Raw genomic sequence first — 21318 nt, 5'->3', positions numbered from 1 at the left:
TTAACACCAATGTGCAATTTTCACCCGCTTAATATATTTGCAACATATTTCGAATCAAGCTGCACCAAACGTTTTCATCAACCCGCTGCCAGGCAGCTGTAACCCCAGGAGTCCTCAACATGACGCTTCATAAACCGAAACACAACTTCAAGCTCAAGCCCGCCGCTTTGGGTGCACTTGTTTTGCCGTTGCTGCTGGCGAGCACTCAGGTGGGCGCCAAAACGCTGGTGTACTGTTCAGAGGGTAGCCCGGAGAATTTCTCCCCCAGCATCAACACCACCGGGACCTCATTTGATGCCATCGAACAGATCTACGACAACCTGGTGCACTTCAAGCGCGGCAGCACCGAGCTTGAACCCGGCCTGGCAAAAAGCTGGGAAATTTCTGCAGATGGCCTGACCTACACCTTCCACCTGCGCAAGGGTGTCAAGTGGCACAGCAACAAAAACTTCAAGCCCAGCCGAGACTTCAATGCAGACGACGCGTTGTTCATGTTCGAGCGCCAATGGAAAGAGAACGACCCCTACTTCAAGGTGACCAGTTCCAACCATGCCTACTTTAACGACATGGCGATGCCAGACCTGCTCAAGTCGGTGGAAAAGGTGGATGACTACACCCTCAAAATTGTTCTAAAAACTCCTGAGGCACCGTTCTTGTCCAACTTGGCCATGCAGTTCGCCGGGGTTCAAAGTAAAGAATACGCCATTGCCATGCTGAAGGCGGGCACGCCCGAGAAGATCGACCAGGAGCCGGTAGGCACCGGGCCGTTCACCTTGGTGCAGTACCAAAAAGACGCGCTGATCCGCTACAAGGCCTTTCCACAGTATTGGGCAGGAAAGGCCCAAATCGACGACCTGATTTTCGCCATCACCCCCGATGCCTCGGTGCGCTGGGCCAAGCTGCAAAAAGGCGAATGCCATGTCATGCCCTACCCCAACCCGGCAGACGTAGCCAGCATGCGCAAAGACCCCAACATGCAGGTACTGGAGCAACCCGGCCTCAACGTGGGTTACCTGGCCTACAACACCACCAAGAAACCGTTTGACGACGTGCGCGTGCGCAAAGCGGTCAACATGGCCATCAACAAGAAAGCCATTGTGGATGCGGTCTACCTGGGCACCGGTGTGCCCGCCACCAACCCGATCCCGCCCACCCAGTGGTCTTACAACAAGTCCATCAAGGACGACGCTTTCAATCCCGAAGAAGCCAAAAAACTGCTGGCTGCAGCGGGCCTGAAAGACGGCTTCACCACCGACCTGTGGGCCATGCCGGTGCAACGCCCCTACAACCCCAACGCCAAGCGCATTGCCGAGCTGATGCAGGCCGACCTGGCCAAAGTGGGCATCAAGGCCGAGATCAAGAGCTATGAATGGGGCGAATACGTCAAGCGCATGCAGGCGGGTGAGCATCAAATGGGCATGCAGGGCTGGACCGGCGACAACGGCGACCCGGACAACTTTTTGCACACCCTGCTGGGCTGCGCCTCGGTTAAAACTGGCGGCAGCAATGTGGCCAAGTTCTGCTACAAGCCCTTTGACGACCTGGTGATGAAGGCCAAAACCATCTCCAACCCGGCTGAGCGGACCAAGCTGTACGAACAAGCCCAGGTGATTTTCAAGGAGCAGGCACCCTGGTTCACCATTGCCCACGCGGTGCAGATCAAGCCGGTGCGCAAGGAAGTCATCGGCTTCAAACTGAGCCCGTTTGGCCGCCACACCTTCTATGGCGTCGATTTAGTCAAATAAGCTTTATCAACCGACTGCAAAAGGCCAGCTTGTTCTGGCCTTTTCTGTCGCTTAAAGATCAACCCGCCATGCAAGCCATTCCATCCCAAACTTCTGTGCCTGTTCCACTGGCAACTTCAGCCAGCAATGCGCCCCCTTGTTCAGAACCCGCCGCCGCGCTGTACCCGCCCATCGAACCGTTTGAAACCGGCTTTCTTGACACTGGCGACGGCCACAAAGTTTATTGGGAGCGCTGCGGCAACCCGCGGGGCATCCCTGCCGTGTTTTTGCATGGTGGACCGGGTGACGGATGCTCGCCAGATCACCGCCGCTTGTTCGACCCGGCACGCTACTGCCTGACGCTGTTCGATCAGCGTGGCTGTGGTCGATCCACACCCCACGCCAGCCTGGAGAACAACACCACCTGGGATCTGGTTGCCGATATGGAGCAACTTCGATCACGGTTTGGCATCACACGCTGGCTGGTGTTCGGTGGCTCATGGGGCAGCACGCTGGCGCTGGCGTATGCGCAAACACATCCGCAGGCTGTTTCTGCGCTGGTTGTGCGCGGCATATTCACCTTGCGCCACGAAGAATTGCACTGGTTTTACCAGGAGGGTGCCAACTGGTTGTTCCCCGATTACTGGGAAAATTTTCTGGCACCGATTCCCCCAGCCGAGCACGGTGACCTGATCAGCGCCTATCGGCGCCGTTTGTCGGGTACCGATACGCACGCACAACTGGCGTGCGCGCGGGCCTGGAGCCTGTGGGAAGCCCGCACCATTCGCCTGCTGCCTGATGCGGCCAGCATGGCCAAGAACCATCAGGACACGTATTCACTGGCATTGGCGCGGATCGAAAATCATTATTTTGTCAACCATGGCTGGATGGAAGAAGGCCAACTGATTCGCAACGCACACCTTTTGCACGGCATCCCGGGCGTGATCGTGCAGGGTCGTTATGACGTGTGCACCCCGGCTCGCACGGCCTGGGATTTGCACCGTGCCTGGCCCATGGCTGACTTCAAATTTGTCGAAGATGCCGGTCACGTCTACAACGAACCAGGCATCCTGGGCCAACTTTTGGCAGCCACCGACCGGTTTGCGCAGACCCTGGCCACTGCCTGACCCATACCGCCGCCCCAGCACGCCGTGAAACAAAACCCAAGCGGCCCCGCCCACCTGATTCTCGATCTGTCCGGCGCCGTTCTGCGGCTGGAGAGAATCGTGCTCACCTGCCTGATGACTCTGCTGGTGCTGCTGATCCTGGTCAACGTTGTCAGCCGTTATACCGGCCGGCCGATCTACTGGATTGACGAAGCTTCCGTGTATTGCGTGGTCTGGCTTTGTTTTGTGGGTGCCTCGCTCATGACGCGCCTGCGCCTGGACTTTGCCGTGAGTTTGCTGACCGACAAGCTGGGCCCAAAAAGCGCCCGGCTGGTCAAGCTGCTGGCTGGTTCTGCGGTGCTGGTTTTCGGCTTTTCGATGCTGGCGATGTGCTGGATCTGGCTCGACCCCATTGGCATTGCGCGTTACGGTTTTGATGCCAAGGAATACGCCGCCAACTCCTTCAACTTTCTCTACACCGAAAAGACCCAGACCCTGGAGTGGCCGACCTGGCTGCTCCAAACCATTCTGCCGATTTTTTCGGCCACCCTCAGTCTGCACGCCCTGGCCAACCTGATCGAAGACCTTGGCCTGCAGCCACGGCGTGCACACCCGGGCCTTGAGCTTGGCAATGCCGAGGCGGTGACTTAAAAATGCTAACCACCCTGTTCTTCCTGTGCATCATGCTGCTCGGTGTGCCCATCGGGGTTTGCCTGTGCCTGGCCGGGCTGGTGTTTATCTTCAGCAGCGGCGACACCGTGCTGTTTCAGTCGTTCCCGGTGCAGATGTTTGGCGGCGTGGACAGTTATGGCCTGATCGCGATCCCCTTGTTCATCCTGATCGGTGAAATCATGAATGGCGGCGGCATCACCCGGCGCCTGGTCGAGTTGGCCATGGCATTTGTCGGTTCGGTCAAGGGGGGCCTCGCCTACGTCAACATTCTGGCCAACTGCATGGTGGCATCCATCATCGGTTCGGCCACCGCGCAGGTGGCCATCATGTCGCAAATCATGGTGCCCCAAATGGAAAAGCAAGGCTATGACAAAACCTTTGCGGCGGGGTTGACCGTGTACGGCGGCATGCTGGGCCCGATCATCCCGCCATCGGTCATGTTTGTGGTTTACGGTGTGCTGGCACAGGTGGCCGTGGGCGACATGCTGATAGCCGGCATCCTTCCCGGCATTCTCCTGACCCTGCTGTTTTTCATCATCATTGCCTGCATGGGCTTGGTCTACAACTACCCGCGCAGCGAGCAACGCACACTGCGCCAGCGCCTGATCACCATTGCCCAGGCCAGCCCCACGCTGCTGATTCCGATTGTGATCGTGGGCTCGATCCTGGGCGGGTTTGCCAACCCGACTGAAGCGGCGGCAGTTGGCGCGCTGGCAGCTGCCCTGATTGGCCGCTTCGTTACCAAGGAATTTCGCTTCAGCATGATGCCGGCCATTCTCCTCAAGTCGGCGATCTATGCCTCTATTGTGCTATTTTTGGTGGCCGCAGCCGCAGTGTTTTCCTGGCTGCTCATTTACGGAAAAGTGCCGCAGGCTGCAGCGGCCTGGATCCAGACCGTTGCCAAGGACCCGGTCAGTTTTCTGCTGCTCACCAACGCCATCCTGCTGCTCATCGGTACCGTTATCGACGGCATTCCGGGCCTGATCATGACGGTGCCGATCCTGCTGCCGATCGCGACCGACGTCTACGGCATCGACCCACGCCATTTCGGTGTGGTGGTGGTGGTCAACCTGGTTCTTGGTCTGATGACGCCCCCGGTGGGGCTGAGCTTTTTTGTCGCCGCCGCGGTCACGGGCGCCAAGGCCGGAAAGATGTTCATCGTGACCTTGCCGTTTTTCCTGGTCAGCTGCGTGGCCCTGGTCCTGCTGTCGATTTTCCCCAGCCTGTCCCTTGCGTTTCTCAAGTAAGTTTTCCCCTCAACCAACCGGAGCTTTACATGACTTTTTCTCGTCGCCAATTTATCAAAACAACGGCTACCGCCACCGCTGCCGCATCCACGCTTTTCAGCACCACCTCGCGTGCGGCTGCCGCCAAGGAATTCCGCCTTGGGCTGATCACCCCCGCCGGCCATTCGTGGAACCGCTCCGCCCTGCTGTTTGGTGAGATGCTGAAAAAAGAAACCGATGGCCGCCTCACGGTCACGGTGTTTCACTCCGGCCAGTTGGGCAACGAACCGGCGATGATGCAGCAGCTTCAGTCTGGCGCGCTCGACATGGGCTGGATCCAGGCGGCCGAACTCGGCTCGCGAGTGTCGAGCATCGCGTCCATCAACGCGCCTTACCTCGCCAGTTCCACCGGTCAGGTCGCCAAGCTGGTGCGCCACCCCAGCGCCATGCGCCTGCTCGATGTGCTGCCGCGCGAAACCGGCACCATCGGCCTGGGCTGGGGCATCACCGGCATGCGTGTGGTCTTTTCCAACAAGGACATTGCCGGCGTCAAGGACCTCAAGGGCCTCAAGCTGCGCATCAACCCAACCCCGGTGTTCCGCGATTTTTATCAACTGCTGGGGGCCGCGCCCACGCCGATTCCAACGCCTGCCGTCTACGACGCGATGGCCAACGGACAGGTGGACGGGCTGGAGGCAGACATCGAGTTTTCGTGGAATCAACGCTTCGACCGTGTCTCCAAAGTCATGCTGCCGATGAATGCGGTGTTCATGCCGTTTGCCCCACTGGTGTCGGGCCGGATCTGGCAGACACTGGACGACAAGGACAAAGACCTGATTCGCGGCCTCACCACCAAGGTGCTCGACGAGCAGATCAAGGACATCGTCAACACCGAACTCGGCCTGATCGAAAAGCTCAAGACCGCGGGCACCGTGGCGATCAAGCAGGACACCAGCTTCAACCCGGCTGAAGTCATCAAGGCGTTTGACGCCATGTGGCTACCCAAGGCACCGCAAATTGCGGATCTGCGCAAGGTGGCGGCCAGCCTTTGATTCTTCGCAAATGACCGCCGGCGCGCGGCAGTGCCAAAAAGCACCCGAAGCTAGTGGTTAACACTGATATTTTTGGCCCCGATTTTCAATATATTGAAACCATATTTTTGACCTATCCCCACAAATGGAGCACCGCATGAACAACCCCCGCTGGCAGGGCATCTTCCCGGCTATCACCACCAAATTCCACGCTGATGAAAGCATAGACGCCGAAGGCACCGCGCGCCACATTGATTTCCAGATTCGCAATGGCATTCACGGCCTGGTCACCTGCGGCTCGCTCGGTGAGGCCAGCACGCTGACTCTCGAGGAAAAGCTTCAGGTCGCCAAAATCGCGCTCGACGCCAGCAAGGGCCGCGTGCCGGTGCTCGCCAACGTCTCCGAGACCAGCACCCGCGAGGCGCTTCGCTACATCGACGGTGCCAACATGCTCGGCGTGAATGGCTTCATGGTGATGCCGTCGGTTATTTATGTGGCCGACGCGCGTGAAGCCATGGCCAATGTGCGCGCGATGGCCAACGCCGCGCAAAAGCCCATCATGATCTACAACAACCCGGTGGCTTACCGGGTCGACCTCAAGCCGGCCCATATGCTGGAACTGGCCGATTGTGAATGGCTGGTCGCCATCAAGGAGAGCAGCGATGACATTCGCCGCATCACCGACCTGCGCAACACCGTGGGCGACCGCTACCAGTTGTTCCTGGGCGTGGACGACCTGGCCTACGAGGGCCTGGCACTCGGCTGTGACGGCCTGCTGGCCGGCGTGGGCTGCACCTTCCCGCGCGAAACGGTGGCGCTGTATGACCTGATGAAGGCCGGCAAGTTTGCCGAGGCGCTCAAGCTCTACCAGTGGATGACGCCCATGCTGCACCTGGACGTGTCCACCAAGCTGGTGCAAAACCTCAAGCTCATTGACGTGGTGGCCGGTGTCAGCACCGAGCACATGCGCCGCCCCCGGCTGCCGCTGATTGGCGCCGAGCGTGAATACATCGAGACTGTCGTCAAGAAGGCCCTGGCAACACGGCCTGCCCAGTACCAGTCTGTTCCCTGAGCATCGTGCGATCTCTCCACCAGATCGCACTATCGCGCGTCCCTCGTCCCCTCCGTGTTCCACAACTTTAAGGTGTTTATGATGAAAATGAAAACTCTTGCACTGGCAGCCGCCTGCACCCTTGGCCTATTCGCCACGCAGGCCTCGGCCGACAAACTCGACAGCATCATCGAATCAGGCAAGCTGCGCTGTGCCGTTGTGCTGGACTTTCCGCCGATGGGTTCGCGCGACGCAAGCAACAACCCGATTGGTTTCGACGTTGACTATTGCAGCGACCTGGCCAAGGTTCTGGGTGTCAAGCCCGAGGTGGTCGAGACGCCCTTCGCCGACCGTATCCCGGCGCTGATTTCCAACCGGGTGGATGTCGTTGTTGGCTCCACTTCCGACACCCTGGAACGGGCCAAGACCGTGGGCATGTCGATTCCCTATTTCGCCTTCACCATGGTGGTGCTAACGCGTGATGACAAGAAAATTAACAGCTACAAAGACCTGAAGGGCCGTCCGGTCGGCAACACGGTCAGCTCCTACGAAGCCATTGCCCTCGAAAAAGACGTGAAAGCCTGGAAGGACCCCAAGGGAACCTTCCGTGCCTACCAAACCCAGGCTGACACCATCCTCGCCGTCAGCCAGGGCCACATCGATGCCACGGTTGTGACGTCAACCGTGGCGTTTGCGTCGATCAAGTCGGGCAAATACAAAGGTCTGAAGGTGGCCGGTGAGGCGCCTTACACCATTGACTATGTGTCGCTGGTTGCCAAGCGCAGTGAATACGGTCTGATCAACTACCTGAACTTGTTCGTCAATCAGCAGGTGCGCAACGGTCGCTACACCGAGCTGTACCAAAAGTGGGTGGGTGGCACACCGCCCACCCTGTTGGTGCCCAACGTTTATTACTGATCGGCGTCAGAACGCTTTGCGTCACAGCCCTTGCGCCTTGAACACCCGGGACTCGGCATGAGCAGCCAAACCATGACCGCGTGTCAGCTCACGGGTGGATCCGCGCAAGGGCCCCTGCTTTACAGCGACACCCCCTTGAGTTTCTGGGGGGGTGTCCATCCTGCAACCGGTGAGGTGATTGATCGCCATCACCCGCTCAGCAGCAACATCATCACGGGCCGGGTGCTGGCCATTCCCAGCGGCCGGGGCTCATGCACTGGCAGCAGCGTGCTGATGGAGATCATCCTCAACGGCCACGGGCCCGCCGCGCTGGTGCTGGAGCAGCCCGACGAAATTCTGGCGTTGGGCGCCATCGTGGCCGAGTTGGTATTTGGCCAACAGCTCCCGGTGGTCAGCGTCGGGGCCGAGGCCTTTGCAAAACTGCACGATGCGCGCTGGGTCAGCCTGAGCGCCAACGGGCAATTAACCATTTCCAGCGATCCCGAGCCGATGGCCGCGCCACCTTTAGCGACGCCAGAAGCGCCACTCGCTTCAGTCGAGGCCAGCCACGGGTTTCAATTGAATCCGGCCGACCAGGCCATCCTCGATGGCGCTGAAGGCAAGGCGCGGCAAGTTGCCATGCAGATCGTGCTGCGCATGGCCCGCTTGCAGGGCGCCACAGAATTGATCGATGTGGTGCAAGCGCATATTGACGGCTGCATTTACACCGGCTCGGCGAGCCTGCGCTTTGCCAGCCAGTTGCGCGATTGGGGCGGCAAGGTCAAGATTCCCACCACACTGAATTCGATCTCGGTCGACCAGCGGCGCTGGCGCGCGCTGGGCATCGACCCGGCGTTTGGCGAACCCGCCAGTGCCCTGGCGCAAGCCTACGTTGACATGGGTGCCCAGGCCAGTTTTACCTGCGCGCCCTATTTGCTCGACAGCGCACCCAAAGCCGGCGAGGAAATTGTGTGGGGTGAATCCAATGCGGTGGTTTATGCCAACAGCGTGCTCGGCGCGCACACTGCCAAATACGCCGATTTTCTCGACATTTGTATTGCCTTGACCGGGCGCGCGCCCAGGGCCGGTTGCCATCTGATTGAGAACCGGCGCGCCACCCTGCAGGTGCATCTGCCGGTGCTGCCTGCGGCGCCAGACGATGCCTTCTACCCGCTGCTGGGTTATCTGGTCGGCCTGCTGGCAGGGTCACGCATTCCGGTGATCTGCGGCCTGGAGTCCGCCCGGCCCAGCTTGGATGATCTCAAGGCTTTTGGTGCTGCGTTTGCCACCACCAGCGCCGCCCCCATGTTCCATATTGTCAATGTCACGCCGGAAGCCCCCAGCGCGCAGGCGGCCCTGGCTGGCCTGCCGCCCGAGGCCCAGCACCACCTGACGTTGGTCGAACTCCTGCAAGCCTGGCGCGAGCTCGACAGTGCCACTGAGACCCAGGTTGATCTGGTTGCACTGGGCAACCCGCATTTTTCAGAGACCGAGTGCGCCGCGCTGGCCCAACTCCTGAAAGGCCACCAGCGCCACCCAAACACCGCCATTGTGCTGACCCTCGGGCGTGCAGTGAGCGAGCGGGCCGAGCGCAATGGCGATCTGGCGGTGATCAAGGCCTTTGGCGTGAACGTGATCACCGACACCTGCTGGTGCATGCTGGAGGAACCCGTGGTGCCAGTGGCGGCCCGGGTCATCATGACCAACTCGGGCAAATATGCGCATTACGCCCCCGGCCTCACCGGGCGCCAGGTGCACTTTGGCTCGCTGGCGGCCTGCGCCCAGACCGCTTGCACGGGTCAGGCCACTGGCCTACTACCCACCTGGCTGCAACCCGATCCGGCAAACGCTTGCGCAAGGAGCTGACACCCATGTTCGACTTTGACTACAACTTTCGCTGGAACACGGCGCTCAAGGCCCTGCCTGACATGCTGGCTGGCAGCCTGGTCACCATTGAAACTGCCGTTTTGTCGATGATTTTCGGAACCGTGATCGCGCTGGCGCTCACCGCCATGAACACGGCGCGCAATCCGCTGCTGCGCGGTTTTGCCAGCACATGGGTGTCTATTGCGCGCAACACCCCGGCGCTGTTTCAAATCTACATCCTGTACTTCGGCCTGGGCGCGTTTGGCTTGCACGTCAGCTCCTGGTTTGCCCTGTTGGCGGGCATCACCTTCAACAACGCTGGCTACCTGGCCGAAAACTTCCGCGGTGGCCTCAAGGCGGTGCCGGAAACGCAAATCAAGGCGGCCCGCTCGCTGGGCATGAGCGCCTTCCAGACCTATCGCCTGATCGTCGTGCCCCAGTTGTTGCGCATTGTTTTTTACCCGCTGACCAACCAGATGGTGTGGGCCGTGCTGATGACCTCGCTGGGCATTGTGGTGGGGCTCAACAACGACCTGACCGGCGTCACCCAGAGCTACAACGTGCTCACCTTCCGCACCTTCGAGTACTTTGCGATTGCGGCGGTCCTGTACTACCTGATTGCAAAATTCATCATCGTGACGGCCAGGCTGATGGCCTGGCGTCTGTTCCGGTACTGAAGGGCATCTTATGTTTGACACAAGTTTTGCCATCACCGACCTCCAATTCATGCTGGAGGGGGCGTGGGTCACCCTCAAGCTCACTTTATGGGCCATGCTGATCGGCACGCTGTCGGGCCTGGTGTTTGGCCTTTTGCGTGCCCTTCTGCCGCGCGCGACCGCCCCGCTGTCGTGGCTGCTCGACGTGTTTCGCAGCGTGCCGCTGCTGATTCAGTTTGTGCTCTTCAATTCGTTCAACAGCATCGCCGGACTCAACTGGACGGCCTTTGCGGTGGGCTGTGTTGTGCTGGGTATTTACTGCGCCTCCTACTGCACCGAAATCATCCGCAGTGGCGTGCTGGCCGTGCCCGCCACCGTGATCCGCGCGGCACGCTCGCTTGGCTTGACATTTTTCCAGACCCTGCGCCATATCGTGCTGCCCATGGCGGCGCGGGTGTCGTTTCCGGGCTGGATCAATCTCACGTTGGGCGTGATCAAGGACACCTCGCTGGTGCTGTGGATCGGCATCATTGAGTTGCTGCGCGCCTCGCAAACCATTGTCACCCGCATCCAGGAACCGATCCTGGTGCTGTGCATTGCCGGATTGATTTATTACGTGATGAGCTGGGGCGTGGCGCGGCTCGGAAGCATGGTCGAGAAAAGGTGGCAAGAAAATGATTGAAATTGACAATGTGCACAAGTCGTTTGGCAAGCTCGAAGTCATCAAGGGCGTCAGCATGACCGTCAAGAAAGGCGAGGTGATTTCCATCATCGGTGGCTCCGGTTCTGGAAAATCCACCCTGCTGATGTGCATCAATGGCCTGGAGCCAATCCAGCAAGGCGTGATCAAGGTGGACGGCATTGACGTTCACGCCAAAGGCACCAACCTGAACAAGCTGCGCCAACGTATCGGCATCGTGTTTCAGCAGTGGAACGCCTTCCCCCACCTGACCGTGATGGAAAACGTGATGCTGGCGCCGCGCAAGGTGCTCGGCAAAAGCCGGGCCGAGGCCGAGGAAATTGCGGTGCGCCAACTGGGGCATGTGGGCTTGAGCGAAAAGCTCAAGGTCTTTCCGGGCAAGCTGTCGGGCGGCCAGTTGCAGCGCATGGCCATTGCCCGCGCCCTGGCCATGTCGCCGGACTACATGCTGTTCGACGAGGTCACCTCGGCCCTTGACCCGCAACTGGTGGGTGAGGTGCTCGACACCATGCGCATGCTCTCGGACGAAGGCATGACCATGATCCTGGTGACCCACGAAATCCGCTTTGCGCGCGATGTGTCCGACCGGGTGGCATTCTTCCGCAACGGGGTGATCCACGAGATTGGTCCGCCCGACCAGGTCATCGACCATCCGCAATTGCCCGAGACCATCGAGTTTTTGAAATCAACGCATTGAACGCGCATCTGACCTCTCTCAGCATGAAAAAAATCAATATCATCGACTCGCACACCGGTGGTGAACCGACGCGTCTGGTGCTGGATGGTTTTCCAGACTTGGGCACCGGCAGCATGGCACAGCGGCGCGACCTGCTGAAGCTGCAACATGACGATTGGCGCGCTGCCACCGTGCTCGAGCCGCGCGGCAGCGATGTGATTGTGGGCGCCCTGCTGTGCAAGCCGTTCTACCCAACCAATACCGCAGGCGTCATCTTCTTCAACAACAGTGGCTACCTCGGCATGTGCGGGCACGGCACCATCGGCCTGGTCGCGTCGCTGGCTTACCTGGGGCGCATTGGCGCTGGCGAGCACCGTATCGAAACCCCGGTCGGCACGGTCACCGCGACCCTGCACGCGGACGGCTCGGTGAGCGTCTGCAACGTGCCCTCCTGGCGCCACTTGCGTCAGGTCGCCGTGGAGGTACCGGGCCAGGGTCTGGTGCGTGGCGACGTCGCCTGGGGCGGCAACTGGTTTTTTCTGGTCAGTCAACATGGCCAGCGCGTCGCCAGCGACAACATTGCCGCGCTCACCGCCTATTGCGCCGCGCTGCGCCAGGCGCTTGCCGCACAAGGCATCACCGGCAGCGACGGGGCCGAGGTGGACCACATCGAACTTTTTGCCGACGACACCGAAGGCGCCGACAGTCGCAATTTTGTGCTGTGCCCTGGCAATGCCTACGACCGCTCGCCCTGCGGCACCGGCACCAGCGCCAAGATCGCCTGCCTGGCCGCCGACGGCAAGCTGGCGCCCGGTGAGCGCTGGGTTCAGGCCAGCGTGATCGGCAGCCGCTTCGAGACCAGCTACGCCATGGAAGACGGCGAAGTCATTCCCACCCTGCGTGGCCGCGCCCACATGAGCAGCGAGGCCACCCTGTTGATCGACCCGCAAGACCCGTTTGCCTGGGGCATTCGGACATGACAGACACTGTCTCATTGTCCCTGGCCGACGCCGAGGCACTGGCGCTGCAAGTGCTTACCCACCACGGCCTGTCGCCCGCCCACGCGCAAGCCATCGCCCGCGTGATGGTCTCCGGTGAGCGTGACGAATGCCATTCGCACGGCCTCTTTCGGCTGCTGATGTGCGCCCGCAGCTTGCGCGAAGGCAAGGTGGCGTGCCACGCCGAACCGGTGGTCAGCCAGCGCTCACCTGCGGTGGTGGCGGTCGATGCCCGGTTTGGGTTTTCACCGCTGGCGTTTGAGGTCGGCAGCCGACACCTGATTGAGAAAGTGCGGCACACCGGCATTGCCGCGCTGGTCATCAACAACTGTTTTCATTTCTCCGCCCTCTGGCCGGAGGTGGAAAGCCTGGCGGCCCACAACATCTGCGCGCTGGCCATGACACCGGCGCATGCCTGTGTGGCGCCGGCCGGTGGCAGAAAAGCCGTGTTTGGTACCAACCCGCTCGCCTTCAGCTGGCCACGCCCGAACGGCTACCCCTATGTGTTTGACTTTGCCACCAGCGCGGTGGCGCGCGGCGAGATCGAGTTGTACCGCCGCAGTGGCCGTGCCCTGCCGCCGGGCTGGGGCATCGATGCCGACGGCGCGCCCACCACCGATGCGGCCACGGTGCTGCAGCAGGGCGCCATGCTGACCTTCGGCGGCCACAAGGGGTCGGCCCTGGCCACCATGATCGAGTTGCTTGCCGGACCCCTGCTGGGTGACCTCACCAGCCTGGAGTCGCTGGCGATCGACGGCAGCATTGGCAGCACACCGCGCCATGGCGAGCTGATCCTGGCCTTTGATCCGGCTTTCTTTTCGGCCAGTGCACCAGGCGCCGACCAGGCCCGCGCCGAACATCTTTTTGAGGCCATCACCGGCCAGGGTGCACGGCTGCCGTCGCAACGACGCTTTGAGGCGCGCGCCCGCAGCCTTGCCCACGGCGTGTCCATCCCGCGCGCGTTACACGACGACATCCTGGCACTGCTGCATTAACGCCCGCCACGGTCATCGTTTCCAGCAACACCGGAGCATTCATGAATCTGAAAAACATCATCACCGTGATCGGCGCACACGCCGAGGGTGAAGTCGGTCGTGTCATCACCGGGGGGGTGCTAGCCCCGCGGGCCGCTTCCATGTTTGAGCGGCAACAGGTGCTGCAGCAAAAGCAGGACTGGTTGCGTACCCTGCTGCTGTCAGACCCGCGCGGCAGCGTCAACGCCGCGGTCAATCTGGTGACACCAGCCATCGCGCCGGAGGCCGACTTCGGCATGATCGTAATCGAGGCCGACAGCTACCCGCCCATGTCTGGCTCCAACCTGATGTGCACGGTAACGGTGGTGCTGGAAAGCGGCATGCTGCCGATGACCAACCCGGTCACCGAGCTGTGCGTCGACACCCCGGCCGGTCTGGTACGGGTGCGCGCCGAGTGCGAAGGCGGCAAATGCCGGCGTGTTTCCTTCCAGAATGTGCCCTCCTTTGTGATGCACCAGAACCGCTCGGTGGAGGTGCCGGGCATGGGGACGGTGCTGGTGGACGTGGCTTACGGCGGCATGATTTATGTGATCATGGACGCCGCCAAACTCGGTTTCTCGCTGGACCGCAGCGAGGCCCGTGCCCTGTCCGAGGCGGGCGAGCGCATCAAGCGGGCAGCGGCGGCGCAAATCCCCAGTGTGCACCCGGAAAATCCGGGCATTCACACCATCGACATCGCCCAGTTTGCCGGGCCGGTGGGCCTGGTGGACGGCATCAAGACCGCCAAAAATGCGGTGGTGGTGTCGCCGGGCCGGCTCGACCGCAGCCCATGCGGCACCGGCAGTTCGGCGCGCATGGCGCTGATGCACGCGCGCGGTGAGCTGGCGGTGGGTGAGCCGTTCACGCACCTGTCGATCATGGACACCCGCTTCAATTGCCGCATTGACGGCCTGGCCCAAGTGGCCGGGCAGGCAGCCGTGCTGCCCAACATCAGCGGGCGCGCCTGGATCACCGGCCTGAGCTACTACGGTGCCGACCCAGAGGACCCGTTCCCCGAAGGCTACCGCCTCAACGACACCTGGTTTGCGAGTCAGTCCGTGCCATGACTGTTGATGTCATCATCATCGGTGCCGGCATCATTGGCGCTGCCTGCGCCCACGCGCTGGCGCAGCTGGGCCTGAAGGTGCTGGTGCTCGACGCCCGCCTGGGTGGCGCCACCAATGCCGGCATGGGGCACCTGGTGTTGATGGACGACAACCCGGCCGAACTGACGCTGAGCAATGCTTCGCTGGCGCAGTGGCGCGAATGGGCCCCGCGCATGGGCGCGGATTGTGGGTTCAACCACTGCGGCACGCTATGGATCGCTGCCGACGCCGAAGAAATGAATGCTGCCGAAGAAAAACTGGCGCGGCTCAAGGCGCATGGCGTGCCCTGCCAGCTGCTTGATGCCAGGGCACTGGCGGCGGCCGAGCCGGCCCTGCGACCTGGCCTGGCCGGCGCGCTCGAGGTGAGCAACGACAGCATGGTCTATGCTCCCAACGCCGCGCGCTGGTTGCTGACCCAGGCACCCGAACTGATCACCGTGGAGACACAAACAGTGAGCGCCATTGAAGGTACCTGTGTGCGCCTGTCCGATGGCAGCCTGCGCAGTGCCGGTGCGGTGCTGCTGGCGGCGGGCATCCAGTCCACCCAATTCTGTCCAGAGTTGCCGATCAGGCCCAAAAAAGGGCATATCGCCATCACCGACCGCTACCCCGGCATGATCCAGCATCAGTTGGTGGAGCTCGGCTACATCAAGAGCTCGCACCACAGCACCGGACCCTCAGTGGCCTTCAACATCCAGCCCCGGCCCACCGGCCAGTTGATGATCGGCTCGTCACGCCAGTTCGACACCACCGACCCCGCAATCGAAACCGATATGCTGGCAAGCATGTTGCGCCGCGCCGTAGACTATCTGCCGGGCCTGAGCGATCTCACCATAGTTCGCAGTTGGACCGGCTTTCGTGCCGCCACCCCCGACAGCCTGCCGTTGATTGGCCGTCACCCCGAGCGCGATGGCCTGTGGCTGGCGGTGGGGCATGAGGGCCTGGGCGTCACCACGGCACCCGGCACCGCGCGCCTGCTCGCGGCACAGCTGACCGGAGGCACGCCGCCCTTTGATCCGGCGCCCTACCTTCCCGACCGCTTTCAGGAATCTGCATGACCCCCGACGCTCAGGTTGAATTTACCCTTGATGGCGAAACCCTGCGGGTGCCGACGGGCACCAGCCTGGCCGCCGCGTTGACGATGCGTCGCCCTGGCTGCGCGCGCACCTCGGTCAGCGGCGAGGCGCGCGCGCCGCTTTGCGGCATGGGCATTTGCCAGGAGTGCCGGCTGCTGGTGGACGGAAGGCGTCGCCTGGCCTGCCAGACGCTGTGCCAGAACGGCATGGCGGTCGACACCGGAACCCGCCCGGGAAAGCACTGATGCATTCAAAACCTGACCTCTCAAGCACAGACCTGCTGATCATTGGCACCGGTCCTGCCGGGCTGGCCGCCGCGCTGGCGGCCGCCCCAAGCGGCGCCCGCATCACGGTGCTCGACGACAACATCGCCCCCGGTGGCCAGATCTGGCGCGACGGCCCCGCTGCCGTGCTACCAGCCCAGGCCCTGCGCCTGCGCGAGGCCGTGGCGGGCTGCGCCAACGTGCAAGTGCATTGCGGCACCCGCGTGATCTCTTTTGTAGGCACCAACGCCTTGCTGCTGGAAGACGCCGAACGCGGCTGGACGCAACACTTCGACACCCTGATTCTGTGCACTGGCGCCCGCGAATTGTTGCTGCCGTTTCCAGGTTGGACGCTGCCCGGTGTCACCGGCGCCGGCGGTCTGCAGGCGCTGATCAAGGCTGGCCTGCCGGTGCGGGGCGAACGCATTGTGATTGCTGGCAGCGGCCCGCTGTTGCTGGCGGCAGCCGCCACGGCGCGCAAGGCCGGCGCCCAGGTGCTGCGGGTGGCTGAGCAGGCCAGCCTGAAGAGCGTGGCCGCTTTTGCCGCCCAGTTGGCGCGCTGGCCGTCCAAAGCGCTGCAGGCGCTCACGTTGGCCGACCCCAGTTACCGCGCGGGCACCCTGCTGGTGGCAGCGCAAGGGCAGCAGCAGGTCGAGTCGGTGCAACTGCGCCGGGCGGGCCGCACCAGCAGCATCGCCTGCGAGCGTGTGGCCAGCGGCTTCGGCCTGGTGCCCAACACCCAGTTGGGGCAGTTGCTGGGTTGCGCCTTGACCCATGCGAGCGGGGGCACCCAGGCGCTCAGGGTGGATCCACTGCAAGCCACCAGCGTGCCTGGTATTTACGCCGCTGGCGAATGCACCGGCTTTGGTGGCGCCGAGAGCGCGCTGGTCCAGGGCAGGATTGCGGGGCTGGCTGCTGTCAACGAAACCCGGGCGGCACAAGCCCTTTGGCCGGAACGCGCCCGCTGGGAAGCCTTCGCCGGGCAACTGAGTCGCCACTTTGTGCTCGACCCGGCGCTGCGGCAAATGCCCCGGGCTGACACCCTGGTCTGCCGTTGCGAGGATGTCACGCACGCTGCCCTGTCCGACTGCAGTGGCTGGACCGACGCCAAGCTGCGCAGCCGGTGCGGCATGGGTGCCTGCCAGGGTCGTGTGTGCGGCGCCGCGGCTCAGTTCCTGTTCGGCTGGACCCCGCCGGCACCACGCCCGCCGTTGTCGCCGGCACGCATTTCGACATTGCTTGGTGCGTCGGCTGATGCGCCCGGGAGCAAACCCGTCCCACGGTCTTGTCAGGGTGCTGACACCCCAAGCAAAGATAATCCCTTGGCATCCAACCATTAAGCGCCCATCTTCAACCCGCCGGCACAGCACTCAAAATGCCCATCAGCAACTACCGCAAACCGCCCGCGCCCAAGCGTCGTGTGGCCGACCTGGCTTATGACCGGATTGAGGCCCTGATTTCCAAACTGGTCATCGCACCAGGATCGCTCATTGTCGAAGCGGAACTGGCCGAAATGACCCAGCTCGGGCGCACACCCGTGCGTGAGGCGCTCATGCGCATGGTCTCGAGCGGACTGATCGAGCAACAGCCGCGCCGCGGTTTGCGGGTTTCCAATATCGATGTGGTCGACCATCTGGACCTGATTGAAACGCGCCGCGGGCTCGAGACCTTGATCGCCACCTGCTCAGCCAGACGAGCCACGACGCTGCAGCGAAAAGCCCTCGTTGCCTGCGCCAAAAACATGATCATTGCCAGCGAACGCGGCAATCTGGGCGACTACATGACGGCCGACCAGGAGCTCGACAACGTTAACCATGAGGCCTGCTGCAATTTTTCGGCGGTCAAGGCAGTGGTCCCGCTCATTGTCCAATGCCGACGTTTCTGGTATCGCTACCAGGCCGATGGTGAAATTACCGAGGCCGCCCGCTATCACCTGTTACTGGCCGAAGCGATCTCGTCTGGCAGCGAACCAGAAGCCGCCGCCAGTGCTGGCGAGTTGATGGATTACCTGGAACGGTTTACCCGGCGCGTCATCAACGCCTGAGCGCTACAGCAGCCGCGTCGCGCTGACCACCATGCCGTCGGCATCGGCATACAGCCAGTCGCCGGGATGGACCCAGACACCTTGAATCTGCACCGCCAGATCCTGCAGACCCTGGTTCTTTTTTTCTGTCGGCATGGGCATGCTGGCAAGTGCGCGAATGCCCACATCCTGCGCCGCCAACTCCGCAACGTCACGCACACAACCGTCAATGACCACCCCCGCCCAGCCGTTTCTGGCGGCTGCAGCCCCCAGGTTGCCCCCCAGCAGGGCACGGCGCAAAGAACCTGCACCATCCACCACAAGCACCTTGCCAATGCGCCCGGCCGGCGTGTCTTCATAACCCGGTGAATCGACTGCGGCCTTGACCAGCGAATTGTCCTCAAAACACTTGACGGTCACAACCGGCCCACAAAAAACCCGGCGCGCACCGAAGTCCCTGAACACCGGCGGCAGCACACGAAAACGTCCGGACGCCTCATTTTTATGAGCGTCGCACAAGTCACAAGTGGCAAAAGGAATCGTCATGGAAATCGTGAGGGGTTGGTTGATAACTTGCAGAAATTGTAAATCGGTCAAAAAACGCAACAGAAATCATTTTTTTCGCTTGAAATTAGCGTCTTCCCCCTATGAAAGCGCTAGTTTCTCCAGTAGGATTCGCCCCAACCAGCCAATCTTTTTTTGCTGGTGTTTGATCAACTACGAAAAGGACAACCACATGGCAACTGCAAAAAAAGCGCCAGCTAAAAAAGCTGCTCCTGTCTCCAAGGCCGCTCCGGCTAAAAAAGCAGCTCCAGTCAAGGCTGCGGCACCCGCCAAGAAAGTAGCCGCAAAAGCTGCCGCACCTGCCAAAAAAGCAGCGCCAGCCAAAAAGGCTGCACCCGCCAAAAAGGCCGCAGCCAAAAAGGCGCCTGCCACCAAACGTGCCGTCAACGCCGCTTTCATGAAAGCCCTGACACCCAGTTCAGCGCTGGCTGCCATCGTCGGCGGCAAGCCGCTGCCGCGCACTGAGGTGGTCAAACAACTGTGGGTCTATATCAAGGCCAACAAACTGCAGGACGCCATCAACAAACGCCTGATCAATGCCGATGCCAAGCTCAAGGAAGTCTTTGGCAAAGCCCAGGTCACCATGTTCGAAATGGCTGGCTTGATTGGCAAGCACCTGAAATAATCCTGTTCCGACAGAAATTTCAAAGGCCGACGCAAGTCGGCCTTTTGTTTGTGGCATCATCCTCGCCACTAACACCCAACATTCGCCGATGCTTCGATTTCTCCTGACCCGTTTCAGCCTGATCATCCCCACCTTCATCGGCATGACACTGGTGGCGTTCTTTTTGATCCGCATGGTGCCGGGAGACCCCATCGAAACGCTGGCCGGCGAACGCGGTATTGATCCCGCGCGCCATGCCGAACTGCTCAAGGCCTATGGCCTGGATCGCCCGGTGCTGGTGCAATACGGCATCTACATTGGCCGGGTGCTGCAGGGCGACCTGGGCAAATCCATCATCACCCACGAGCCCGTTCTCAATGAATTCCTGGCGCTGTTTCCAGCCACCATCGAACTGGCGGTTTGCGCCATTCTGTTTGCGCTGATTATTGGCATTCCAGCGGGCATTCTGGCTGCGGTGAAACGCAATACGATTCTGGACCACGGCGTCATGGGCGTGTCGCTCACCGGCTACTCGATGCCGATTTTCTGGTGGGGCCTGCTGCTGATCCTGCTGTTTTCGGTGCAGCTTGACCTGACGCCAGTGTCCGGGCGAATCTCGGTGATGTATTACATCGAACCCGTCACCGGCTTTCTGCTGATCGACACCTGGATGGCTGGCGACATGGACGCCTTCTGGTCAGCCGCCACGCACCTGATTCTGCCCACCATCGTGCTGGGCACCAACCCGCTGGCGGTGATCGCCCGCATGACACGCTCGGCCATGCTCGAAGTGCTGGGCGAAGACTACATTCGCACCGCACGTGCCAAAGGGCTGTCAAACTTTCGGGTGGTCTCATTACACGCGTTGCGCAACGCCCTGATTCCGGTGATTACCGTGATTGGCTTGCAGGTGGGCGTGCTGTTCACCGGCGCCATCCTGACCGAGACCATCTTTTCCTGGCCCGGTGTGGGCAAATGGATGATTGAAGCAATTGGCCGTCGCGACTATCCCGTCTTGCAAGGCGGCATGCTGTTACTCGGTGGCATGGTCATGATCGTCAACCTGCTGGTGGACGTGACCTACGGCATCATCAACCCTCGCATCCGGCATTGAAGGCTCCCACCATGACGACGCTTGCCGACACCCCTGCCCTGATCGAACCGCCGCACCGCCTGCGTGAGTTCTGGGACTATTTTTCAACCAACAAAGGTGCGGTGGCCGGTCTGGTCATTGTGCTGCTGGTGCTGCTGATGGCAGCCTTTGCGCCCTGGATTGCGCCCTACGCTCCCAACGAAACCGACCCCAGCGTCTTCCTGGTGCCACCGGCCTGGCAGGAAGGCGGCTCCAGCGCGCACTGGCTGGGCACCGACGCCATCGGCCGCGATATCTTGTCGCGACTCATCCATGGCGCGCGCCTGTCCCTGGCCATTGGTCTGGCGGTGGTGGCGCTGTCGGTGGTGATTGGCACGGTGCTGGGCCTCACCGCGGGCTATTTCCGCGGCATTTTTGAAGTGGCGGTGATGCGCCTGATGGACATCATCCTGACCCTGCCCAGCCTGCTGCTGGCGATCGTGATCGTGGCCATCCTTGGCCCGGGGCTGATGAACGCCATGCTGGCCGTGGCGGTGGTGGTGCTGCCGCATTACGTGCGCATCACTCGGGCCGCCGTTATCACAGAGATGAGCCGCGACTATGTGACCGCAGCGCGCATGAACGGCGCCGGCCATCTGCGCCTGATGTTCAAAGAAGTGCTGCCCAACTGCACCGCGCCGCTTATCGTGCAAGCCTCGCTGGGTATTTCTGCGGCCATCCTGGATGCCGCCGCCCTGGGCTTTTTGGGTCTGGGAGCGCAGCCGCCATCGCCCGAATGGGGCACCATGCTGGCCGATGCGCGCGAATTTGTGCTGCGCGCCTGGTGGGTGGTCACCTTTCCGGGTTTGGCCATTTTGATCACGGTGCTGGCCTTCAACCTGCTGGGTGATGGCTTGCGTGATGCGTTTGACCCCAAACTCAAACGTTGACAAAGTAGATTTATGGCGCTTCTTGAAATAGAAAATCTCTCCGT

22 protein-coding genes are annotated in these 21318 nt (G+C 61.5%); 21 read left to right on the top strand and 1 reads right to left on the bottom strand.

Annotated elements, in window-relative coordinates; genetic code table 11:
* Positions 1 to 119: 119 nt before the first annotated feature.
* The 18 genes from GPS82_RS06980 to GPS82_RS06895 all read left to right on the top strand — a co-directional run bounded on the left by GPS82_RS06980 (position 120) and on the right by GPS82_RS06895 (position 18105).
* Complete coding sequence (locus tag GPS82_RS06980; protein WP_296492621.1) at positions 120 to 1745, top strand: ABC transporter substrate-binding protein; 1626 nt, start codon at positions 120 to 122, stop codon at positions 1743 to 1745.
* 158 nt (positions 1746 to 1903) lie between these two features.
* Positions 1904 to 2851 (top strand): prolyl aminopeptidase, encoded by a 948-nt coding sequence (pip, locus tag GPS82_RS06975; RefSeq protein WP_296492626.1) that lies wholly within the window; start codon positions 1904 to 1906, stop codon positions 2849 to 2851.
* A gap of 114 nt (positions 2852 to 2965) precedes the next feature.
* On the top strand, positions 2966 to 3481 hold the full coding sequence (locus tag GPS82_RS06970) for a TRAP transporter small permease (RefSeq protein ID WP_296492624.1): 516 nt from the start codon (positions 2966 to 2968) through the stop codon (positions 3479 to 3481).
* A 2-nt stretch (positions 3482 to 3483) separates the two neighbouring features.
* Positions 3484 to 4749 carry a TRAP transporter large permease gene (locus GPS82_RS06965; protein ID WP_296492619.1) on the top strand — a complete coding sequence of 422 codons (1266 nt, stop codon included), beginning with the start codon at positions 3484 to 3486 and terminating at the stop codon, positions 4747 to 4749.
* 29 nt (positions 4750 to 4778) lie between these two features.
* Positions 4779 to 5780, top strand: a complete 1002-nt coding sequence (locus GPS82_RS06960) for a TRAP transporter substrate-binding protein (RefSeq protein WP_296492616.1) — start codon at positions 4779 to 4781, stop codon at positions 5778 to 5780.
* Between the two features lie 136 nt (positions 5781 to 5916).
* Positions 5917 to 6831 carry a dihydrodipicolinate synthase family protein gene (locus tag GPS82_RS06955; protein ID WP_296492613.1) on the top strand — a complete coding sequence of 305 codons (915 nt, stop codon included), beginning with the start codon at positions 5917 to 5919 and terminating at the stop codon, positions 6829 to 6831.
* An 81-nt stretch (positions 6832 to 6912) separates the two neighbouring features.
* Entirely contained in the window at positions 6913 to 7728 is an 816-nt protein-coding gene (locus GPS82_RS06950) for a transporter substrate-binding domain-containing protein (RefSeq protein ID WP_296492612.1), read from the top strand.
* Between the two features lie 135 nt (positions 7729 to 7863).
* Positions 7864 to 9573 carry an aconitase family protein gene (locus GPS82_RS06945; RefSeq protein WP_296492610.1) on the top strand — a complete coding sequence of 570 codons (1710 nt, stop codon included), beginning with the start codon at positions 7864 to 7866 and terminating at the stop codon, positions 9571 to 9573.
* A gap of 5 nt (positions 9574 to 9578) precedes the next feature.
* Complete coding sequence (locus GPS82_RS06940) at positions 9579 to 10250, top strand: amino acid ABC transporter permease (RefSeq protein WP_296492609.1); 672 nt, start codon at positions 9579 to 9581, stop codon at positions 10248 to 10250.
* Between the two features lie 10 nt (positions 10251 to 10260).
* Complete coding sequence (locus tag GPS82_RS06935) at positions 10261 to 10911, top strand: amino acid ABC transporter permease (RefSeq protein WP_296492606.1); 651 nt, start codon at positions 10261 to 10263, stop codon at positions 10909 to 10911.
* Positions 10904 to 11626, top strand: coding sequence for an amino acid ABC transporter ATP-binding protein (locus tag GPS82_RS06930; RefSeq protein WP_296492603.1), 723 nt, complete (start codon positions 10904 to 10906; stop codon positions 11624 to 11626). The genes GPS82_RS06935 and GPS82_RS06930 overlap by 8 nt, the downstream gene beginning before the upstream one ends.
* 23 nt (positions 11627 to 11649) lie before the next feature.
* A complete protein-coding gene (locus tag GPS82_RS06925) occupies positions 11650 to 12585 on the top strand; it encodes a 4-hydroxyproline epimerase (protein ID WP_296492601.1) in 936 nt (311 codons plus the stop codon).
* Positions 12582 to 13598 carry an Ldh family oxidoreductase gene (locus tag GPS82_RS06920; protein WP_296492598.1) on the top strand — a complete coding sequence of 339 codons (1017 nt, stop codon included), beginning with the start codon at positions 12582 to 12584 and terminating at the stop codon, positions 13596 to 13598. The genes GPS82_RS06925 and GPS82_RS06920 overlap by 4 nt, the downstream gene beginning before the upstream one ends.
* 41 nt (positions 13599 to 13639) lie before the next feature.
* A complete protein-coding gene (locus tag GPS82_RS06915) occupies positions 13640 to 14683 on the top strand; it encodes a proline racemase family protein (protein WP_296492596.1) in 1044 nt (347 codons plus the stop codon).
* Positions 14680 to 15780, top strand: a complete 1101-nt coding sequence (locus GPS82_RS06910) for an FAD-binding oxidoreductase (protein WP_296492593.1) — start codon at positions 14680 to 14682, stop codon at positions 15778 to 15780. Before GPS82_RS06915 ends, GPS82_RS06910 begins: the two co-directional genes overlap by 4 nt.
* Positions 15777 to 16043 carry a 2Fe-2S iron-sulfur cluster-binding protein gene (locus tag GPS82_RS06905; RefSeq protein WP_296492590.1) on the top strand — a complete coding sequence of 89 codons (267 nt, stop codon included), beginning with the start codon at positions 15777 to 15779 and terminating at the stop codon, positions 16041 to 16043. Before GPS82_RS06910 ends, GPS82_RS06905 begins: the two co-directional genes overlap by 4 nt.
* Positions 16043 to 17401: an FAD/NAD(P)-binding oxidoreductase gene (locus GPS82_RS06900; RefSeq protein WP_296492587.1), complete on the top strand. Its 1359-nt coding sequence runs from the start codon at positions 16043 to 16045 to the stop codon at positions 17399 to 17401. The genes GPS82_RS06905 and GPS82_RS06900 overlap by 1 nt, the downstream gene beginning before the upstream one ends.
* 35 nt (positions 17402 to 17436) lie before the next feature.
* Positions 17437 to 18105: a GntR family transcriptional regulator gene (locus tag GPS82_RS06895; RefSeq protein ID WP_296492584.1), complete on the top strand. Its 669-nt coding sequence runs from the start codon at positions 17437 to 17439 to the stop codon at positions 18103 to 18105.
* Between the two features lie 3 nt (positions 18106 to 18108).
* On the opposite strand, the gene rraA is transcribed toward GPS82_RS06895, so the two are convergent.
* Positions 18109 to 18630 (bottom strand): ribonuclease E activity regulator RraA, encoded by a 522-nt coding sequence (rraA, locus tag GPS82_RS06890; protein WP_296492582.1) that lies wholly within the window; start codon positions 18628 to 18630, stop codon positions 18109 to 18111.
* Positions 18631 to 18820: 190 nt separating this feature from the next.
* Between rraA and GPS82_RS06885 the strand changes: the two genes are divergently transcribed.
* From GPS82_RS06885 to GPS82_RS06875, 3 genes are all read left to right on the top strand, one after another.
* Entirely contained in the window at positions 18821 to 19273 is a 453-nt protein-coding gene (locus GPS82_RS06885) for an SWIB/MDM2 domain-containing protein (protein ID WP_296492580.1), read from the top strand.
* Between the two features lie 88 nt (positions 19274 to 19361).
* Positions 19362 to 20366: an ABC transporter permease subunit gene (locus GPS82_RS06880; protein ID WP_296492578.1), complete on the top strand. Its 1005-nt coding sequence runs from the start codon at positions 19362 to 19364 to the stop codon at positions 20364 to 20366.
* A gap of 11 nt (positions 20367 to 20377) precedes the next feature.
* Positions 20378 to 21274 carry an ABC transporter permease subunit gene (locus tag GPS82_RS06875; RefSeq protein ID WP_296492575.1) on the top strand — a complete coding sequence of 299 codons (897 nt, stop codon included), beginning with the start codon at positions 20378 to 20380 and terminating at the stop codon, positions 21272 to 21274.
* The last annotated feature ends 44 nt before the right edge of the window (positions 21275 to 21318 follow it).

It is taken from the genome of Rhodoferax sp. (assembly GCF_011391645.1).
Lineage (GTDB): Bacteria > Pseudomonadota > Gammaproteobacteria > Burkholderiales > Burkholderiaceae_C > Rhodoferax.
Note: the sequence above shows the minus strand (reverse complement) of the source record. Positions and strands in the feature narration are given on the sequence as shown.